Origin of the sequence: Bradyrhizobium sp. SZCCHNR3119 (assembly GCF_032487775.1) — a bacterium.
Lineage (GTDB): Bacteria > Pseudomonadota > Alphaproteobacteria > Rhizobiales > Xanthobacteraceae > Bradyrhizobium.
In genome coordinates this window covers 1,575,158-1,592,801 of the sequence record NZ_JAUEUV010000001.1, presented here as the reverse complement: position 1 = coordinate 1,592,801, position 17,644 = coordinate 1,575,158, and the positions used below count along the sequence as shown (strand labels likewise).

Below are 17,644 nucleotides of genomic sequence, written 5' to 3'. Positions count from 1 at the left end.
TTGGACAACAGTCGGGCGGTTTCATGTGATCATGTCAAGCAAGCCCCTGTCCGCCATTGACATTCGCGAGTTAAAACAATCAAATAATCACCGGTGGTTGTGTTGGCAGGCTTTGATTCGTCTCGATGGTTGGGGCGAATGAGTTTCACTTGAATTCGATGACAGCTGAGGGCGGGCATGGCTGTTGTTTGGGTGCGCTTCAATCAAATTGAAGGTGTGCTGGTTACGAGTTCCATGAAGCCGCCAATCGCCGCGACGCATGGAGCCTAGCTGGCCGCGCCAAAAAAATGATGGCTTGGTTCCAGATGGGGCGGGCATGTTCCTTAGGTTGGCAGGCGGCATCAGCCAGTCCCTACAAAGTGGGACAGCATCGGCAATTCGAGGACAGTTGCTGGGCCGCCTCGTGATGGGCCGCATGGGAGCGGCCGTGGCACTGATGGCTGCGGCCATCAGCGTCGGAATCTACGGCACCGGCCCGGCGAGGTCGCAGGTGCACGTGGTTCAGGATGACCCCATACCAGCGCGGCAGATTTCGGTGACGCGCGACAAGTCGCGCACGATCAAGCTGGATAAGCCATTTGCCTCGGCGGTCGTTGGAGCTCCGGATATTGCCGATGTCCTGCCGATGTCCGATCGCATAGTTTATATTCAGGGCAAGAAAATCGGAACCACCAATGTTACCCTGTTCGATCAAGGCAAGAATGTGATCGGCGTGATCGGACTGGAAGTCACGATCGATGTCCAGAATATCGCGAGCAAGATTCGCTCCGGAACGAACAGCCCCGGCATCCGCGTCTCCAGCAGCAACAACCAGATTGTGTTGAGCGGCGAGGCGAGGGATGCCGTGGATGCGGAAAAGGCGGTCGCGATCGCTAGGGGAATGGCGACGCCGCCGGAAGGAAAGGACCCCGAAAAATACGTCATCAACGCGATGCGCGTTGCCGCGTCGCAGCAGGTGATGCTGAGAGTCCGTTTCATCGAAGTGAGCCGCCAAGCGGAGCGGGAAATCGGTGTGAACTGGTTTGGTGCCAATGCCAGCGGAACGCGTGGCATCAATACCGGAACGGGCGCCATCACCCAGGCTGGCCCCACGGCCACGAGCGCTGGAGTTCCCGTGTTCAACACGATCGGAACATTCGCTGGAAGCACCTTGAGTGCGCCCTTCGGCGTTGGGCTTTTCAACCTTGCCAACAAGGGCGGCAGCGTCGACGTTCTGATCACTGCGCTGGAGAAGAAGGGACTCGCACGGCGGCTCGCGGAGCCGGATCTCGTCGCTCTTTCCGGCGACACGGCGAGCTTTCTCGCGGGTGGAGAATATCCTGTGCCTTCCGTGCAGTCCTCGTCGGGCACCACCCCTGTCATTACCGTGTTGTACAAGCCATTCGGCGTGCAATTGACGTTCGTTCCGACCGTCCTCGCCAGCGGAATCATCAATCTGCGCCTGACGCCTTCGGTCAGCGAACTCGATTACACCAACGCCGTTTCGATCTCCGGTACTCTTGTTCCGGCGCTGAGCAAACGGGAGGCGCGGACGGCGATCGAACTGCGCGACGGGCAGAGCTTCGCGATTGCCGGTCTTCTTCAGTCGGATAATTTGCGGGATGTCGGACAACTGCCCTGGCTTGGTTCGGTGCCCGTTCTCGGGGCGCTGTTCCGCAGCACGTCGTACCAGCAGAAAGAGACCGATCTCGTGGTGATCGTCACGCCTCATCTTGTCGCGCCCGCGGCTCCTGGCCAGGCCCTGGCGACGCCATTTGACAAACAGCTTCCCGGCAACGATGTCGACCTGTTCCTGATGGGCCGGCCGGAAGTCCGCAAGCAATATACCGACTACCTGACCTCGGGTGGAGCGCATGAAGGACCCTATGGTCACATGATGCCCCTCGAACCGAAATGATGGCGCGACCGATGGGAAGGAAGGTTCGAATGACGAAAATGACCGGCTTGGTCGCACTCCTGATCCTGATCGTCTCTGGCGATGCGCGGGCGGCGGACTACCCGTTTTGGGATGAAATGGCGCGGTATTTTCAGCGGATCGATACGATCTCGGTGACCTCCGGCGACGCCAGAGAGGTGAATGCGGTCACCCACATCATCGACCCTTGGCCGCGCCATGTCCGCAACCGGCGCATTCCCGCAAATGGCGAGCGCATGGTCGGTGCAATCACACGCTACAGGAATCCAGGTGGGCTGGGTAAGACCACGGCTGCGCCGACCCTCGCCCCGATCATTATTCCAACCGCGAGCAGTAGTGGCGGTGGGGAAGGCTATGGCGGCGGGCAATAAGGGCGCGCGGGGCGATCACCTGGATACAACTCGTGCCGGGAATCTCCCGACTTGAAGCGCCAGAGCATCAGTTACAGACTCTAGCACCCACTTTCCGAAGTTCGTGAGTCACTGCTGCTATATTCTTGCACGAGCTTCGGAAAGTCATGGGTATTAGCAAGCTTATGATTCTAGTACCGCTTTTCGATCTGAAGTCCCTGAGACGAATTCGCGGCAGGTGATGCAGGGACTTCACTTCGGGTCGGCGGTACTAGGGGCATTTCGAATCGAAATGGCGCGCATTTTTCATTTGTTGTCGGCCGGACTGCTCACAATCGCGCTGGGAGGGTGCGAAACCGTAGCGGGCCCGGTTGCGGCCGTCGACGATGCAGGAACCACCGTGACGATCTCAGAGCCCGGGGACGTCAAATATTATCCTTCAGATGAACCCTTGCGGTTGGGCGAGGAATATTTCAATCGCGGGATTTACGGAACAGCCGAGCAGTATTTCCAGAGTGCGGTCGAAAAGGCTCCGAAGGACGTGAGTGCATGGATCGGGCTCGCCGCCAGCTACGACCGCCTTGGGCGTTTCGACCTGGCAGACCGCGCGTATGGCAAAGCCATCAAGCTGGGTGGAGAAACCACGCAAATTCTCAATAACCTTGGTTATTCCTACATGCTGCGCGGAAAACTGACCGCGGCTCGGGCAAAATTCATGGAAGCTTACCGGCGTGAACCTGACAACCCGACGATCCTCAACAACATCAATCTGCTGAATTCAAGCTATCGATTCATCGAGCGAGAGCTGCCTCCGCAGTAGAGTGCATTCCGTATTGAGCCGGGGTTGGCGTCGCGGGGCATCGTTGCGTTGCATCGAACACGATCATCTTGCCATGACGGACGCTTCGATCGGAGTCAGCAGGCAGCCGGTTCGATGACACCCCGGCGCAGGAATTCGGTGGCGCGTTCGGCTGGCACGGCCTTGCTGAAGTAAAAGCCTTGCCCCACCAGGCAGCCGGCAGACACAAGGAAATCGAGCTGGGCCTTGGTCTGAACGCCCTCCGCAATGACCTTGATGCCGAGTTCTCGCGCCAGACTCAGCGTCACCTTGGTAATCGCGATATCGTCGGCGTTTTCCGGGATGCCGAGGATGAAGCGCTGCGCCAGCTTGAGACGGCCCACCGGGTAGGCGCTCAAATAGGCGAGAGAGGAGTACCCGGTTCCGAAGTCGTCGATCGCAATAGTCGCTCCGAGTCGCTCGATCCGTGCCAGGGCGTCGCTATGCATCTGCGTGGTTTCCATCAAGACGGACTCGGTAAGCTCGATTTCGATTTCGCCGGGAGCAATGCTCCACCGTTTCAGGTTCTCGGCCAAATCCTCCTCGAAGTCCGTGCAAACGCACAACTCCGCCGCGGAGACGTTGACCGCCAAGCGAGGCGGCGCGATTCCCTGGTCCCGCCAAGCCTTGAACTGCCGGCATGTCTGATCCAACACCCAGCGACCGAGGGGGCAGATGGTCCCAGTCTTCTCCGCAAGGGGAATAAAGAGGTCGGGCAATAGCAGTCCGCGTCGGGGGTGGTTCCAGCGAACCAGCGCTTCCATCCCGACGATCCGGCCTGAAGTAAGCTCGACCTGTGGCTGGTAGTAGAGTTCGAGCTCATGGTTATCGAACGCGGCGCGCAGCTCATTGGTCAGCACGACGCGTTCACGCACTTCCCGGTCGAGTTCTTCGGCGTGGAAGCAATAGCGGTCGCGGCCTTCTTCCTTTGCCCGATAGAGTGCGAGATCGGCCTGGGTCAGCATCGTTTCAGGTTCCGTAATTGTCGGATCGCAGAATGAGATTCCGATGCTTACCGTGATGTGAATCTCGTTGCCGTCTAGTCGATATGGAGCTGCCATCGATTTCGTCAGCTTTGCGGCTAACACCCCGGCGTCCGACGCTTCGTCCATGTCGGTTTGGAGAACCGCAAACTCGTCACCGCCGAACCGCGCGATGAAATCGCTTTCGCGCACTTCATCCTTGAGACGGATCGCGACCGCCTGCAACAGGCGATCGCCCTCCATATGGCCCAGCGTATCGTTGATGTCCTTGAAGCGATCCAGATCAAGGTAGTGGACCGCAAAGGCTCCGCCTCCGCGCCTGTTCGATGCGAGAGCTTCGTGGAGCCGACGTATGAACGCTGGGCGATTGGGCAGGCCTGTGAGCGGGTCATGCAGCGCTTGCGCGAGTAACGCGGCTTCCGCCGCTTTGCGCGCCGTGATGTCCTGCACCTGGGTGATATGGTGAAAGGGCGCACCTGATGCGTCGAAGACCACGGCGGCGTTGAGCTGGACCCAGACAACTTTGCCGTCCTTGCGGATATAGCGCTTTTCCGTTTCGTAAACGGGGATTTCACCGGCATGCAATCGACGGGCGTTTTTGACGTTTTCGGCGCGATCGTCCGGGTGAGTGATATCCGCGAAGCTGCGGGTCAGCAATTCGTCCTCGCTGTAGCCCGTGATTCGGCAATACGCGGCATTGACCTTGATGAAGCGGCCGTTCAGGTCGACCAATGCCATCCCGTGCCCGGCGGACTCGAAGGCGCTGCGGAAGCGCGCCTCACTCAAGTATATCGCCTGTTCCGCCGCCTTGCGGCCGGTGATGTCGCGGGCCGAGGCGATACCCTGGACAGGCTTTCCCGTACTGTCGAGAACCACGAATACCCGCCCCTCAACAAGCACATGGCTCCCGTCCTTCCGTCGCATTTTGAATTCGGATTCGCTTATAAGGCTGGGCTTTTCGAGGCTTTGGATGCGTTTAACCGCGGCCTGGCGCTCTTCCGGCGCCAGAAAATCTTGCCAGTTCCTGCCGATCAACTCCTCGGCCTTCTCATATCCGAGAAGCTTTGCGGCGGACTTGTTGGCTGCGTCGACAGTGCCGTCCGCGTTCCAGACGAGGATGGCGTCGGGTGAAAGATCGAACAGAGCGCGATAGTCCCTCTCGCTTTTCTGTAGCGATTTTTCGAGCAGCGCCTCCTTGGTCCAATCGCGATTGAAGGACTTCCCGAGCTCTCCATACGGGATCTTTTTTGGCTGCTTCGGAGCATGCCCGAGATGGCGCGCCAAATGCGCCTCGATCCGGGCCGGCGGTGCCATGATGAAGCGGCAAGCCGCGTCGCCTCTGGCCCGGCAGGAAACCTCCGTGGCGACCAGGGGCAGTCCGAAACTTTCCTCGCACCACCCCGAGGAATACCCAGCGTTCATGTGGCAGACTGGGAAATCGCTGTGCTTGCCGGCACGCATCCAGGCATCCGCCTCGAATGAGTAAGGGTGGTCGTAGAGAAGGAAATAGTCTTCGCTGGGCTCGGGTTTCGATTCTTCCGATATGTCCACGAAAGCCCAGCCGGCATGAGAAAAGAAAATGGGACCGGGGGCGAGTTTGCTGATCGGATCGCTCAATCCCATCGCTTTGTGGAAGTGGCGGGCGTCCGCTTTCCCAAGTGCATGAGCAATGTCGAACAGCATTTGGCTGGCAATGCCGGCGGCCTCATGCTCCGAATGCGCGAAGAGGCGTTTGAGGACATCAAAGAATTCGACGGACAGCGACGCTCCTCGAACAAGGACGAACCGCTCATCCGAGATTTCAATGGTGCCCTTGGTGGGGTCATCCCGCCGGTCCCGAAAAAATCTGCTGACCTGTTCTTCCGCCTTGTCGAAGAGGGCCTCGATCGGCGGCGGGGCCTTGACCGTTCGCGACATTGCAGAACCTCAGCTTCAAGATCTCGATCGAACGCTCGTCCCGGTAACTTTCGACGTGTCGACTTCCGCTTCGAAAGCACAACGCCGCGAAACGACGATGCCGCGCCTGCATCCTGCCATGATACGATATGCTAGACGTACGTTTTCGGGCGCTGATCGGCTTGATCCAGATCAACCTGCCGATCCCGGCCTGGAAAGGGCGAGATACGCCGCTGGTGCTCGATCTTGCGCAACGCCCGCTACGGATATTGCGGCGGATAGCACGCCGTCGCGCTTAGCGTCATGGTGTTGGCGCCGCCAAGCGTTGAAGTCCCATAAAACCACGGGATGACAAACTGGAACGTATAGGTTGCGCTCACCTGCTTGCCGCAGGCAGGTTGCGTGACCGTGAACGCCGCAGCCGTGACATCGAGCCCCCATGCCTCGCCTACGGCATAGTTTTGGATCAGGCCGGTGTTGGCGCACGCCGTGCTGTTGACGGCGGCGCATCGCGCGGCGGCTTCGGTCGCCCGGCTCAGGGTCGTAAATGTCCACAGCAGGCGGCCGATGTCGATGATTCCGAAAGTGAACAGCAGCAGCACCGGCAGGACGAAGCCATATTCAATGGCGACGGCACCGCGAAGCCGAAACCGGGTTTGCGATTTCCGGATCGGCGCCATCGCCTAGTTCACCCTCACCACCGCTTTTGCGGTAAATGTGGACGGCACCGGCAGTCCCGGAAGGGACAGAATAATTAGGTGATTGAGCGCCGCGTTGACCTGAACATATACGCCCGCCGTGGTGATCCCGTCGGCGCAGGTGGGTGGGGGGTTGGGGGGGATGGGGAAGAGGCACGCCATCTCCGTGATGCCGGTTGCCTGCGGACAGCCGCAAAACCGCCGTGGAGCGGGGGTGGCTGTCAGGGCCGGCGTGCCGTCCGGATAGACGCTGCTGGCATTGAGCACCGAGTTGGTAATGCCCGCAGAATCCCAGCCGTTCTTGGCCGCATACAGCATGCCGGCTTCGACCGCATTGCTCACCTGCATCGCCTCATACATGGCGAACCCGAGATCGACCGTTCCCACCAGCAGAATGAACAGGAACGGGAGAAACAGCGCGAACTCGATGGCCGCCGTGCCCGATTCACTCCGGCGTCCGGACCGCTTTCCAGATTTCGTCTTGGCCATGGACATGAATGCGCCTCGTCTACTCGACAAGCTGGGACGCGCTGCTGCTACCGATCGGAAGAACCGGTACGCCGGAGCAATTGAGCTGCAAGGTTGAACTTCCGCTAAAATTTATCGTCAAAGCGATAAGCTGCATGCACGTCGTTACGGTTCCGCTGCCACCGGTGTAGTTGACCGCACCGTTCGGAAAATATGCTGCGCCGGTGATCGTCATCGTTGAGCCGCCCAAGAGCTTGTTGTCGTTGCCTGTGCTGGCCTTCGGGTCCTGGAACAAGGCAATTCCTGCCATCGGCCCGGCGGTCGGTGCAGAGATGTTCAGAGTCGAGCCGCCGGAAATTTGGGCCGTCCCGACCAGTTTGCTCGTGGCGCCCGTGAGCACGATGGAGACGCCGTTCTTCCCGTTCAGCGTGGCGCCGCGGCCCAACGTGAGATCGCCGCCATTGATGATGTAGACCCCCGGCATTAGCGTGAGTTCGCCGCTGCTCTTGTCGGAAATCCCGCCGCAATAGGTTCCGGGGATCAGCGTGTCGCTATCGGCTCCGGTCAGTTTGTAGTTGGTCTTCAAGCACGTTCCAGGCGTCGGCACGGTGTGACCGCTGTAGGGGTCGGTTGGCAGGTTGGTCGCGTTCGTATTGATAGGCGGCTGGACAGGATTAATCGAGCCACCGCCGCTCGTCCTGTAGTCGCCGGCAGTTGATACCGTTTGTGCATTGATTCGAGTGCCGCCGCCGGACACGTCGATCGATGAATCGGACGTTGAGTAGACCGCAAGCCCACACTTGGTAAGGTCCACGATTGCGCCGCCGGATGCCGATACTGCTTTGTTGGCGCTACGCGAAAGGGCCAGCACGCACGAACTGCCCTGGAGCGCCACCGCGCTCACGCCCAGAGTGAAGAGGTCCGAGCCGAATAATCCGACAAGAGTGAGAGTCTGAGGCTGGGTAATGATCACCTGGACCGCGGCTGGATCCGCGGCATGCGCGGCGCTGGCCGGCGGACTGACCGGCGGATGATTGACGGTGATCACGACGCCATCGACGCCGTTGACATAGCCGACGGCGGCCGCGAGCGCATACGCCTCGGTCCTGAAATCGGCAGGATGGCCTGTTGCCAGTGCGGTTGCGGCGCCGAACGCCGCCGCGTCTGCGGCCGACTGCATTTGACGATGCTTGTAGATGGCGAAACCGATGTCGACAGCCAACGCGGCCATGCCGATCAACACGGCCGCTACGAGGCCCATCTGTATGGCGACGCTGCCCTGCCGGGACCGGCGAAGTTTTCGCGCCAGGGCGCCGATCCAAATACGCATCCCAATATACCCCCTGCAGATGCTGTCCGGCGATGCGGCCACAAGACGGAGCCGCAAAACGGGTCAGCTGCAGAATGGCTCAATGCCGGCTCGCCTCGTGCACGCTCATCTGACATGGCCCAGCCCGAAATTAGAACGGTCCGTGATGCAAAATGTTCCGCCGCCGAGCGGCGATCGATAACGTGCAACATCATGAACCATAACGCCGGAACTCCCGGATTTCTCCGGAGCAAAATCGAAAGGTCGCTCGGGGGGATGCGGGGCATGCCCTTGCTCCCGGGCATGCCGTTGTTCATGCCTCTTGGTGCATCGCAGCATGTGCTGCCCGAAAAAGACACGCAGGCTCGAGAATCATATTCGTTTGCGATTGTTGAGCTATGTCAATAACTTATTTCCGTTAGCTGGTCATGGTACTATTTGTTTTGAACAACGAGGCATGCGATGCGCAGGTTCGCTACAAAAGTCGCCGGCTGGCTTTCGATCGAATCTGAGTCGGGTGTCACCGCGATCGAATATGGGCTTCTCGCCGCACTGATCGCTGTCGTGATTATCACGAGCGTGACGCTCGTCGGCACCAACCTCGAGGCTGTATTCAACTACATCGCCAGCAAGCTAAAGGTACCCACCTAGTAGTCTCCGTCAGCGACGCGGGCGCCATCGCCATGCGTCGCTTGCCAGGATGCGGATCGGCTCTCGATTGAAGCTCGCTGCGGCGTTGGGCCGCATCAGGACGTTATGAGCGTATTCTGATCTCGTCGGTTTTCGGTGGAGGAGCGTACGATGCGCAAGTTCGCTACAAAGGTGGCCGGCTGGCTTTCGGTCAAATCTGAGTCGGGTGTCACCGCGATCGAATATGGGCTTCTCGCCGCACTGATCGCCGTCGTGATCATCGTGGGTGTGACGCTCATCGGCACCAACCTCGAAGCCATATTTAACTACATCGGAGGCAAGACAAAAGCACCCTGTACCGAAAAATTTCCGCCGGCGACGCTGGAGCCATCGCGATGCGTCGCTTACCAGGACGCAAAGCAATTGGGGTGAACAGAAAACATGAGCCTCTCGTTTTTCATCCACGCTATCTGTCAGCCGGCGAGTCTGATTGTGTTCGGAGTCGGCGCCGCCATCGATCTGAAGGACAGGGTCATTCCTAATGAGCTTGTTGTCGCGATCGCCGTGATCGGAGTTGTTCAGGGCTTGGCTTTGAGACCCGGGGCGTTTTGGCTTAGCCTGCTCGTCGCCATCATTGTATTTTTTGGGCTCTGGATCTTTGCTCACTTCAAGATCATCGGGGGCGGCGACCTGAAGCTCATTAGCGCCGCAACACTTCTTGTTCCGCCCGATCGCGTTGGACAGCTCTTGATCGACATCGTCCTGGCCGGCGGGGGGCTCAGCTGCGTCTATCTCGCGGCGCGTTACGGGCTTAAGCGTCTGCCCGCGCCCCGACCCGCCGCGGCGGAAGCTGCTCCGTCGGCGAGGACGAGCGGGTTTGTCCGGGCGATCAAGGCGGAGCGCATCAGGATCGGTGGAGGATATCCCATGCCTTACGCCGTGGCCGTGCTGGGCGGCGTCATCATTTACTCCGCCATGGAGTTCTTTCAACGTTAGAGCACGATCCGGAACGGTGAGAACCGGCTTTCCGAAGAGATCATGCTAAACAGATGAGACCATGATCCAGTGTGCCGTTGCGCGATAACAAGTCAATCGTAGGCAAGACATGAGGACTCGTGACATGCCCATTCCCACCATGCCCGACGAGAAAATGCGCAAGGCGCTGAAGGAACTGGAGCAGGCCGCTTACAATCACGAGCAATGGGCCGAGATGATTTACGGCACCTTGATCTGTCGCCTGACGCCGGATCAACGGGATATCAGCGACGACGCTCATCGCATGTGCCGGTTTGGCCAATGGTACTACAAGGATGGGATGACCGAGCTTGAACACCATCCCGGCGTCGCAGAGATCGGACTTGAGCATGAGCGGATGCATCAGCATGCGGCGAGACTCCTGCGGGCGTCCGTGAGCGGCGACCGGATCGAGATCGGAGATTTCGAACGTTTCGTGACCGCAGTGAAACGCCTGCGCCTGGAACTCGCGACCGTCCAGCGTGAACTCGCGGATGCGCTCTTTAACCTTGATCCGTTGACGGGGACGCGGAGCCGAACATCGATGCTGACCAGCCTCCGCGAGCAACGGGAGCTGGTAAAGCGCGGCGTGCAACCGTGCGCCCTGGCGATGATGGATCTGGATCACTTCAAGGCCATCAACGACAAATATGGACACGCCACCGGGGACAAGGTGCTGATTGGTTTTGCGCGCCACATCATCATGCACCTGCGCCCCTACGACAAGATATTTCGATTTGGCGGCGAGGAGTTTCTGATTTTTATGCCAGACGCCGACCTGAAGGCGGGCCACGACATCGTTGACCGGTTGCGGGAGGAGCTCGGGTCGTTGCGATTTGACGCGAATGGCAAGGAAATATTTCAAGTCACCGTCTCGTTCGGGTTGACCCTTTTGGACCCGGATATACCAGTAGAGCAATCCATCGATCGCGCCGACAACGCTCTTTACGTCGCCAAGGCGATGGGAAGGAATCGCGTCATCGCCTGGAATGATTCAATGAGTGCATCCCCGGCGGCCTCCGTCTAAATGCTGGCGTGCCAGTAATGAAGCGCCCGCGTCTTGTGCCGTAGCGCCCCGACAAACCGCACAAGCCAGAGGTCGAGGTCAGCTTGCCAGTCCACGTCCATTGATCGGTCCTCCAAAAGCCGACCTCACGTGAATCACGCAAACCCTCTCTTACGAATACCCAAAGCTCGCCCGCCACTAAAAATATGTCAGAGTAGCGCTAGGGAGTATTCTGTGGCGTTTCAGCGGAAAGAGCCGCAGGCAGCGTGAAGTAGAAGCTCGCGCCTTCGTCCACTTTACCCTCGGCCCACACCCGCCCGCCATGGCGCACGACGACGTTCTTGACGATGGCCAGGCCAACGCCGGTGCCCTCGAATTCATCGGCTCGGTGGAGCCGCTGGAAGACGCCAAACAGTTTGTCCACGTATCGCATGTCGAAGCCGGTGCCATTGTCTTTCATCCGGTAGACGACTTCGTCGCCCTCGACAGCGCCGTCCACCTCGATCACTGCCTCGGCGCGGCGAGCCGTGAATTTGATGGCGTTCGAAAACAGGTTTGCCAGCACTTGGCGGATCATGGTGCAATCCCCCCTGGCCGGAGGGACTGCTCCCAGCAGCAGGGCGATCTTGCGCTGCGGCGCTGCGCTCCGCGCTTCCTCGAAGACCTCGCGCACCAATGCGGCCATATCCACTGGTGCCGTTGCCAACTCCCGGCGGGAGACGCGAGAAAATTCGAGGACGTCGTCAATCAGACGGGCCATTCGGGCAGAACTGCTACGAATGACCTCCAAATTGTGCAGACCTTCCTTGTCGAGCCGGTCGTGGTAATCTTCCATTAGAATTCCCGAGAATCCATCGATGGCCCGCAGCGGCGTCCGAAGGTCGTGGGAGAGGGAATAGGAGAACGCCTCCAGATTCTTGTTGGAGCGTTCCAGGTCGGCCGTACGCTCGGCTACTCGCCGCTCCAGCTCTTCGTTGAGCTTGTGCAGAGCATCCTCGGCCAGCTTGCTCTCGGTGATGTCGCTCAAGATGCAGGTCAGACCGACCGCGCGCCCCTGTTCCATGAGCGGTCGACTGGATATGCGCATATAGCGAGGAACGCCCTCCTTGCCGAGCAATCGAAACTCAACGAATTTCTGCCGCCCGGCCAAGGCGCTTTCGAGGCTGTTCGTTAGAACGGGCTGATCATCGGAGTGGATGAATTGTGTGAGCTTTTGGCCGACAATCTGTTCGGGTGCCAGCCCATACGAATTCTGTAAGACGGGGCTGGCATAAGTAACTCTCCCCTCGCTGTCCAAACTGATGATGACTTCGTTGATGTTTTCTACGAGCGAACGGTAGCGAGCCTCACTCTCGGTCAGTTTCTTGCGCGCCGTCTCCAGCTCCTCCAATTGCTGTCGAAGCTGCGGATAATAGCTTTTTCGGATCGAGCGCTCTCCCAGCCCGATGATCTTCTCGCGTAGGGGCGGTCCAACAGACTCAGATCGAGAGCGCTCGTTCATATAACTTCTCTATTTCCTGAATGCTCGCCTGCCGGGGATTGGTGGCGGAACAAGGATCGTTGAAGGCATTGATGGAAAGCTGGGGAATATCGGCCGCAGTGACGCCCAACGCGCCGATCGTCGTGGTGATGCCGGCATTCTCGCGCAGCTTCGCGATGCATTTCAACAGCGCAGCCTTGCGGCCGGGCGCGCCCGCGGTCTCGCCGCCGATCGCCGATAGAATTCTGTCGTAGCGCTCAGGTGCTGCAGGGTAGTTGAAGTCGATGACATGATCCAGCAACAGCGCGTTGCACAATCCATGCGGCGCGTCGAGCAGTCCACCCATGCTGTGGGCCATGGAATGGACCAGGCCGAGGCCGGCGTTGGAAAACGCCAAGCCCGCCAACAGGCTGCCCAACATCATATTGTTTCGGTATTCCAGGTTTTTTGGCGAGGCGATTGCTGGAGCCAGATTTTGTGCGAGCAGCGGTATGGCCGCCAGAGCGTTAATGTCGGTAACGGGCGAACTGGCGTTGGACGCATAGGCCTCAATGGCGTGGACCAATGCGTCCAGACCCGTGGCGGCGGTCAGATCGGCCGGCATGGTCGTGGTGGTTTCCGGATCTATCAGCGAAACGTCGGGCACCACCGTCTTGCTGACGATGGAAATCTTCAGCTTGCGGAGCGTGTCGAGTATGATCGCAAACTGAGAGATATCCGCCGAGGTCCCGGCGGTGGTTGGAACGCAAATCAGGGGTGGGCCGGGCGTTGGCACCTCGTCCACCCCTTCGAATTCCAGAACGTCTTTGTTGTTGGCGGACGCGATCCCGATCCCCTTGGCGCAATCCATCGGGCTGCCGCCCCCCACCGCTACGATGACGTCGCATCCCTGCTCCCGATAGAACCTCACTCCGGCGGCCACCTCATGATCTTTGGGATTGGGCGTGATGCTTTGGAACGTAGCCCAGGGAATGTGCTCGGCGTCGAGCGAGGCGAACGCTTTGTCTACCCATCCGGGGCGGATCACACCGGGATCAGTCACCACCAGCGCCTTCCCGGCGCCGAAATTCTTCGCGTAGCGTCCGATCAGCGTCAGGGCTCCGACGCCGTAGACGAACTCCGGCGCAACGAATTTGCGCAAATCGAACGCGACATGCGGGTCCATTTTGTTCCCCTTTTCGGGTCGTTTTCAAAGTGTCCGCACCGCAATCTAAGATTGCGGACCGTGGCCGACTAAGCGTCAACAGGCGTTGGAAAACGTGACACTCTTTTGTGTCTTTTGGCGCTCTTATGAGTCGCAGCACAACACTCGCCGCACCGCTACGGATCGAGCTCGGTGTCCCAATAGAGATAGTCCAGCCAGCTTTCGTGCAGATAGTTCGGTGGGAAGAGGCGACCGTTGCGGTGCAGCTGGTGCACCGTCGGGGCATAGGGCGTCTGTCTCGGGAACATCTTGGCCTGCTGCGTGGTCATGTTGCCCTTCTTCAGATTGCAGGGCGAGCAGGCGGCGACGACGTTTTCCCAGGTGGTCTGGCCACCCTTGCTGCGCGGGATGATGTGATCGAAGGTCAAGTCGTCGCCGGAGAGGCAATATTGGCAGACGAAACGGTCGCGAAGGAAAACGTTGAAGCGGGTGAAGGCAGGATGCGTGGTCGGTTTGACGAACGATTTCAGCGAGACCACGCTGGGCAATCGGATCTCGAAGGAAGGACTTCGGATCGCCCGGTCGTAATATTCGACGATGTTCACACGATCGAGGAACACCGCCTTAATCGCGTCCTGCCAGGACCAAAGCGACAGCGGGTAATAACTCAGCGGCCGGAAGTCCGCGTTCAGCACCAACACCGGCCAACCGCCTTGTGAGACATGTGCGTTCAAGTAACGCTCCTGGCCTCCATACGGCTGCAAAGCAGCATGCACCCACATACTACATGCAGCGTGACGGGATTGTGAAGCCCCGAGAACAGCTTATCCTGCATGCCAGTCCGGGCCGAAAGTGGGCCGGAACCATGGACAATGACCTTTTGGCGCGTCTGCTGCAACCCGCTTGCATCAGCCACGATCACCTTTGCGAGAAGAGCCCGCGGCTGATTCGCCGTTCCGGGCAGGTCCGCAGCGGGCCGCCTACTCCGCCACCGCCAGCATGTGTCCGTGATGCGGCGGAACCCGCCCGCCGAGCGTATCGAGATAGACCCGCTGTATCGCCGCGGGTCCGCAGCCCTCGACGACGGTGAGCCATCCGTCGAGCTTCGGCGCGAAGCCGCGCCACGCTGCGCCCAATCGGCTTTCGACGCCGCCCGGACCCCAGTCCTTGGCCCGCTTCCGGATCTGGTCGGGTGCGAAGAACCAGTTCGGCCTGGCGCCGGGCAGATCGGCGGGGCCGTCGTTGCCGTCCTGATGGGTCAGGCCGACGCGGCCGGAATATTTGAGGTTGTCGCTGAGGTGCTGATGCAGCCTCGCCCGCAAGGCCGCATTGCCGGCCATGTCGACGAAGACCGCGGGCGCGGCGGCATCGAGCCGCTCCACCTCGTCGTAGCTGACGACCTCGTGATAGCAGCCAAGCGACTGGACGAAGGCCGCGTTGGCCGGCGAGGTGAGGCCGATCACGCGGATGCCAGGCCGCTGCGTGTGCAAGAGATGCGCAAGCCCGAAGGCCGTTTTGCTGGACGCGGAGGACAGGATCACCTGCGATGCGCCGAACAGCGCGTTTTCGGCGAGATAGTCATCGACCAGGAACGACAGCATGAACAGCGGGCGCAGCAAGGCCTGGTAGTCGCCCTGGCGCCCGCCGAAGGCCGGATCGTCGCTGACGCGCGCATAGGCGTTGTAGACCGCCGCCGCGCCTTGCCGATGCGCTGCCGCATCGCGTAGGCCCCACTTGCTGACATGGCTCGCCTCGATGACGAGGTGGCTCGCCATCGGAAAGTAGCCGAACAGCCGTTCGCCTTCGGCGATGGACGGATTGATGGAGGCGATCACCTCGCCGAAGCCCCACACCGGAACGATGCCGAAGCCTGCGGGGGCCGGGAACAGCTGCCAATATTTCAGCTGATCGCCGAGCAGCGCGTAGGTGATGTTGTTGGCGGTGAAGGCGAAGCGATCGACCTTGACCAGCAATGCTTCGGGCGGCAGCGCATCCACATCGGGCAGTTCGGTCTCGATCGTCTTGCACTGCGTGAGATCGTGGCGCGCGACGACGAAGTCGGTGGATCTCATGGCGTGACCTCCTCAAGCTACTTTGCTGGCTTGTCTCCCGCGATTGTCTTCGACGACGATGACCGTTTTGCAACCGCAACTTTGTTTGAAACGCCGTTCGCTTTCGCTGCTGCTTGGTCTGCGCCGATGACGCCCTCGCGCTTCTTGATCGCGCGGTAATAGCTCCACCACAGATGCGCCGCCGCGCCGCGCAGCGGGCGCCATGCTTCCGCCAGCGGCATCATCTCCTTCGCGGTGGGGCGCTTGCTCAAGCCCAGCCCGGCCCTGATCGCCTCCTGCACCGCGAGGTCGCCCGCGGGCCAGGCATCGCCATGGCCGAGGCAGAACAGGAGGTAGACGTCTGCGGTCCATGGCCCGATGCCGGGCAGGGCGGTGAGCGTGTTGTGCGCGGCATCGGCGTCTTCGTTGGCGAGCACGTCGAGGTTCAACCGCTCGGCGGATAGTTCGCGTGCGATGTGCTTCAGCGTCTTGATCTTCGCGGCCGATAGCCCGAGCCGGCCCAAGCGGTCGGCGCGGGCGCGACGGATCGCGTCGTGATCGAACGGATCGAATGCGGCGGAAAGGCGGCCCCAGATCGCGGCCGCGCTTGCGGTCGAGAGCTGCTGGCCGCAGACGATATGCGCGAGCCCCACAAAGCCCGGCTCGCGGCGGCGCAGGCCCGGCATGCCCGCGGCTTCGAGAACGGGCTTCAGTCGCGGGTCCTGCTTGACCAAGGCGTGGATCGCGTCGTCGAGAATGTCCTGGTTGTCGAGGTGGAGGGTCATGTCGGACTGCCCTTGTGATCGTCGTGAGCGGGCTTGACCCGCGCATCCATCTCCTATGGAAACAAGCTTCCAAAGGATGGATCGCCGGATCAAGTCCGGCAATGATGCGATCATATGCCACCCGTTTTCCGATTTGCGCCGAGTCCGAACGGCTATCTGCATCTCGGTCACGCCTATTCGGCGCTGCTCAATTTCGACCTGGCGCAGGCGTGCGGCGGACGTTTCCTGCTGCGGATCGAGGACATCGATCCGACCCGCTGCAGGCCCGAATTCGAGCAGGCGATCTATGAGGACCTCGCTTGGCTCGGTCTCGCCTGGGAGGAGCCGGTGCGGCGGCAGTCGGTGCATCTGGATGAGTATCGCGCCGCGCTGGCGCGGCTGACCGCGTGCGGGCTGGTCTATCCGAGCTTCGAGAGCCGCGCCGAGATCGCGAGGCTGGTCGCCCAGCGCGAGGCGGAGGGCCGGTGGCCGCGCGATCCCGATGGCGCGCCTCTCTATCCAGGCACGGCCAAGCAGCTCGAGGCCGGCGAACGGGCCGAGCGCATCGCGCGCGGTCTGCCGCATGCGCTGCGATTGGACATGGCGGCTGCGATCGCCGAGGTCGGCGCGCTGACCTGGGTGGAGCAAGGCGAAGGGCCGGCGGGAGAGACGGGGGGCATCGGCGCGCGGCCGGGCCTCTGGGGCGACGTGATCCTGGCGCGCAAGGAAACGCCGACCAGCTATCACCTGTCGGTGGTCGTCGACGATGCGCTGCAGGGCGTCACCGAGGTGGTGCGTGGCCAGGACCTGTTCCAGGCCACCAGCGTCCACCGCCTGCTGCAAACCCTGCTCGGTCTGCCTGAGCCGCGCTACCGCCATCATCGGCTGATTCGCGATGACAGGGGCGACAAGCTCTCCAAATCCAGTCGGGCGGTTGGACTGCGGGCGCTGCGCGCCCAAGGCGCGTCGCCATCGGACATTCGCCGGCTTGTTGGGCTGCTGTGACCTCCGGATCGTTTCCGGGTGTTTTCGATCGTTTTTCCTGCGGGGACAACCCAAAGCCTGTCGTGACACCCGGGGGGCAGCCGTGCCATGCTG

17 protein-coding genes are annotated in these 17,644 nt (G+C 60.6%); 8 read left to right on the top strand and 9 right to left on the bottom strand.

The features are described 5' to 3' along the window. The first annotated feature begins 388 nt into the window (after positions 1-388). The 3 genes from QX034_RS07625 to QX034_RS07615 all read left to right on the top strand — a co-directional run bounded on the left by QX034_RS07625 (position 389) and on the right by QX034_RS07615 (position 3,085). Positions 389-1,897, top strand: coding sequence for a type II and III secretion system protein family protein (locus QX034_RS07625; protein ID WP_315706452.1), 1,509 nt, complete (start codon positions 389-391; stop codon positions 1,895-1,897). A 29-nt stretch (positions 1,898-1,926) separates the two neighbouring features. Beyond that, positions 1,927-2,286, top strand: a complete 360-nt coding sequence (locus QX034_RS07620) for a hypothetical protein (protein ID WP_316192461.1) — start codon at positions 1,927-1,929, stop codon at positions 2,284-2,286. A 271-nt stretch (positions 2,287-2,557) separates the two neighbouring features. Further along, on the top strand, positions 2,558-3,085 hold the full coding sequence (locus QX034_RS07615; RefSeq protein ID WP_315706450.1) for a tetratricopeptide repeat protein: 528 nt from the start codon (positions 2,558-2,560) through the stop codon (positions 3,083-3,085). A 95-nt stretch (positions 3,086-3,180) separates the two neighbouring features. On the opposite strand, the gene QX034_RS07610 is transcribed toward QX034_RS07615, so the two are convergent. The 4 genes from QX034_RS07610 to QX034_RS07595 all read right to left on the bottom strand — a co-directional run bounded on the left by QX034_RS07610 (position 3,181) and on the right by QX034_RS07595 (position 8,478). After that, on the bottom strand, positions 3,181-6,003 hold the full coding sequence (locus QX034_RS07610; protein WP_315706449.1) for an EAL domain-containing protein: 2,823 nt from the start codon (positions 6,001-6,003) through the stop codon (positions 3,181-3,183). A 239-nt stretch (positions 6,004-6,242) separates the two neighbouring features. After that, positions 6,243-6,662, bottom strand: coding sequence for a pilus assembly protein (locus QX034_RS07605; RefSeq protein ID WP_315706448.1), 420 nt, complete (start codon positions 6,660-6,662; stop codon positions 6,243-6,245). 3 nt (positions 6,663-6,665) lie between these two features. Next, a complete protein-coding gene (locus tag QX034_RS07600) occupies positions 6,666-7,175 on the bottom strand; it encodes a TadE/TadG family type IV pilus assembly protein (protein WP_315706447.1) in 510 nt (169 codons plus the stop codon). A gap of 13 nt (positions 7,176-7,188) precedes the next feature. Beyond that, positions 7,189-8,478, bottom strand: a complete 1,290-nt coding sequence (locus QX034_RS07595; RefSeq protein ID WP_315743836.1) for a TadE/TadG family type IV pilus assembly protein — start codon at positions 8,476-8,478, stop codon at positions 7,189-7,191. A 441-nt stretch (positions 8,479-8,919) separates the two neighbouring features. On the opposite strand from QX034_RS07595, the gene QX034_RS07590 reads away from it, so the two are divergent. The 4 genes from QX034_RS07590 to QX034_RS07575 all read left to right on the top strand — a co-directional run bounded on the left by QX034_RS07590 (position 8,920) and on the right by QX034_RS07575 (position 11,128). Then, the gene (locus tag QX034_RS07590; protein WP_315706445.1) at positions 8,920-9,108 is read left to right on the top strand and encodes a Flp family type IVb pilin; all 189 of its coding nucleotides are present in this window, start codon (positions 8,920-8,922) and stop codon (positions 9,106-9,108) included. A gap of 150 nt (positions 9,109-9,258) precedes the next feature. Beyond that, a complete protein-coding gene (locus QX034_RS33995; protein ID WP_409977553.1) occupies positions 9,259-9,519 on the top strand; it encodes a Flp family type IVb pilin in 261 nt (86 codons plus the stop codon). Between the two features lie 9 nt (positions 9,520-9,528). Beyond that, positions 9,529-10,083 carry an A24 family peptidase gene (locus QX034_RS07580; protein WP_315766962.1) on the top strand — a complete coding sequence of 185 codons (555 nt, stop codon included), beginning with the start codon at positions 9,529-9,531 and terminating at the stop codon, positions 10,081-10,083. A gap of 124 nt (positions 10,084-10,207) precedes the next feature. After that, positions 10,208-11,128, top strand: a complete 921-nt coding sequence (locus QX034_RS07575; RefSeq protein WP_315706443.1) for a diguanylate cyclase — start codon at positions 10,208-10,210, stop codon at positions 11,126-11,128. A 199-nt stretch (positions 11,129-11,327) separates the two neighbouring features. On the opposite strand, the gene QX034_RS07570 is transcribed toward QX034_RS07575, so the two are convergent. The 5 genes from QX034_RS07570 to QX034_RS07550 all read right to left on the bottom strand — a co-directional run bounded on the left by QX034_RS07570 (position 11,328) and on the right by QX034_RS07550 (position 16,567). After that, a complete protein-coding gene (locus tag QX034_RS07570; RefSeq protein ID WP_315743832.1) occupies positions 11,328-12,608 on the bottom strand; it encodes a sensor histidine kinase in 1,281 nt (426 codons plus the stop codon). Next, on the bottom strand, positions 12,586-13,752 hold the full coding sequence (ercA, locus tag QX034_RS07565) for an alcohol dehydrogenase-like regulatory protein ErcA (protein WP_315706441.1): 1,167 nt from the start codon (positions 13,750-13,752) through the stop codon (positions 12,586-12,588). Before ercA ends, QX034_RS07570 begins: the two co-directional genes overlap by 23 nt. A gap of 155 nt (positions 13,753-13,907) precedes the next feature. Beyond that, positions 13,908-14,465: an HNH endonuclease gene (locus tag QX034_RS07560; protein WP_315706440.1), complete on the bottom strand. Its 558-nt coding sequence runs from the start codon at positions 14,463-14,465 to the stop codon at positions 13,908-13,910. A 246-nt stretch (positions 14,466-14,711) separates the two neighbouring features. Further along, positions 14,712-15,803 carry a DUF2855 family protein gene (locus QX034_RS07555; RefSeq protein ID WP_315706439.1) on the bottom strand — a complete coding sequence of 364 codons (1,092 nt, stop codon included), beginning with the start codon at positions 15,801-15,803 and terminating at the stop codon, positions 14,712-14,714. A 17-nt stretch (positions 15,804-15,820) separates the two neighbouring features. Then, entirely contained in the window at positions 15,821-16,567 is a 747-nt protein-coding gene (locus tag QX034_RS07550; RefSeq protein WP_315706438.1) for a DNA-3-methyladenine glycosylase 2 family protein, read from the bottom strand. Between the two features lie 114 nt (positions 16,568-16,681). On the opposite strand from QX034_RS07550, the gene gluQRS reads away from it, so the two are divergent. Beyond that, positions 16,682-17,551, top strand: a complete 870-nt coding sequence (gluQRS, locus tag QX034_RS07545; protein WP_315706437.1) for a tRNA glutamyl-Q(34) synthetase GluQRS — start codon at positions 16,682-16,684, stop codon at positions 17,549-17,551. Positions 17,552-17,644 lie beyond the last annotated feature (93 nt).

Bases quoted from the DNA above. Each gene is read 5' to 3' on its own strand.
- QX034_RS07620 (WP_316192461.1), top strand. From the start codon at position 1,927: ATGACGAAAATGACCGGCTTGGTCGCACTCCTGATCCTGATCGTCTCT.
- QX034_RS07615 (WP_315706450.1), top strand. From the start codon at position 2,558: ATGGCGCGCATTTTTCATTTGTTGTCGGCCGGACTGCTCACAATCGCG.
- QX034_RS07610 (WP_315706449.1), bottom strand. From the start codon at position 6,003: ATGTCGCGAACGGTCAAGGCCCCGCCGCCGATCGAGGCCCTCTTCGAC.
- QX034_RS07605 (WP_315706448.1), bottom strand. From the start codon at position 6,662: ATGGCGCCGATCCGGAAATCGCAAACCCGGTTTCGGCTTCGCGGTGCC.
- QX034_RS07600 (WP_315706447.1), bottom strand. From the start codon at position 7,175: ATGTCCATGGCCAAGACGAAATCTGGAAAGCGGTCCGGACGCCGGAGT.
- QX034_RS07595 (WP_315743836.1), bottom strand. From the start codon at position 8,478: ATGCGTATTTGGATCGGCGCCCTGGCGCGAAAACTTCGCCGGTCCCGG.
- QX034_RS07590 (WP_315706445.1), top strand. From the start codon at position 8,920: ATGCGCAGGTTCGCTACAAAAGTCGCCGGCTGGCTTTCGATCGAATCT.
- QX034_RS33995 (WP_409977553.1), top strand. From the start codon at position 9,259: ATGCGCAAGTTCGCTACAAAGGTGGCCGGCTGGCTTTCGGTCAAATCT.
- QX034_RS07580 (WP_315766962.1), top strand. From the start codon at position 9,529: ATGAGCCTCTCGTTTTTCATCCACGCTATCTGTCAGCCGGCGAGTCTG.
- QX034_RS07575 (WP_315706443.1), top strand. From the start codon at position 10,208: ATGCCCATTCCCACCATGCCCGACGAGAAAATGCGCAAGGCGCTGAAG.
- QX034_RS07570 (WP_315743832.1), bottom strand. From the start codon at position 12,608: ATGAACGAGCGCTCTCGATCTGAGTCTGTTGGACCGCCCCTACGCGAG.
- ercA (WP_315706441.1), bottom strand. From the start codon at position 13,752: ATGGACCCGCATGTCGCGTTCGATTTGCGCAAATTCGTTGCGCCGGAG.
- QX034_RS07555 (WP_315706439.1), bottom strand. From the start codon at position 15,803: ATGAGATCCACCGACTTCGTCGTCGCGCGCCACGATCTCACGCAGTGC.
- QX034_RS07550 (WP_315706438.1), bottom strand. From the start codon at position 16,567: ATGACCCTCCACCTCGACAACCAGGACATTCTCGACGACGCGATCCAC.
- gluQRS (WP_315706437.1), top strand. From the start codon at position 16,682: ATGCCACCCGTTTTCCGATTTGCGCCGAGTCCGAACGGCTATCTGCAT.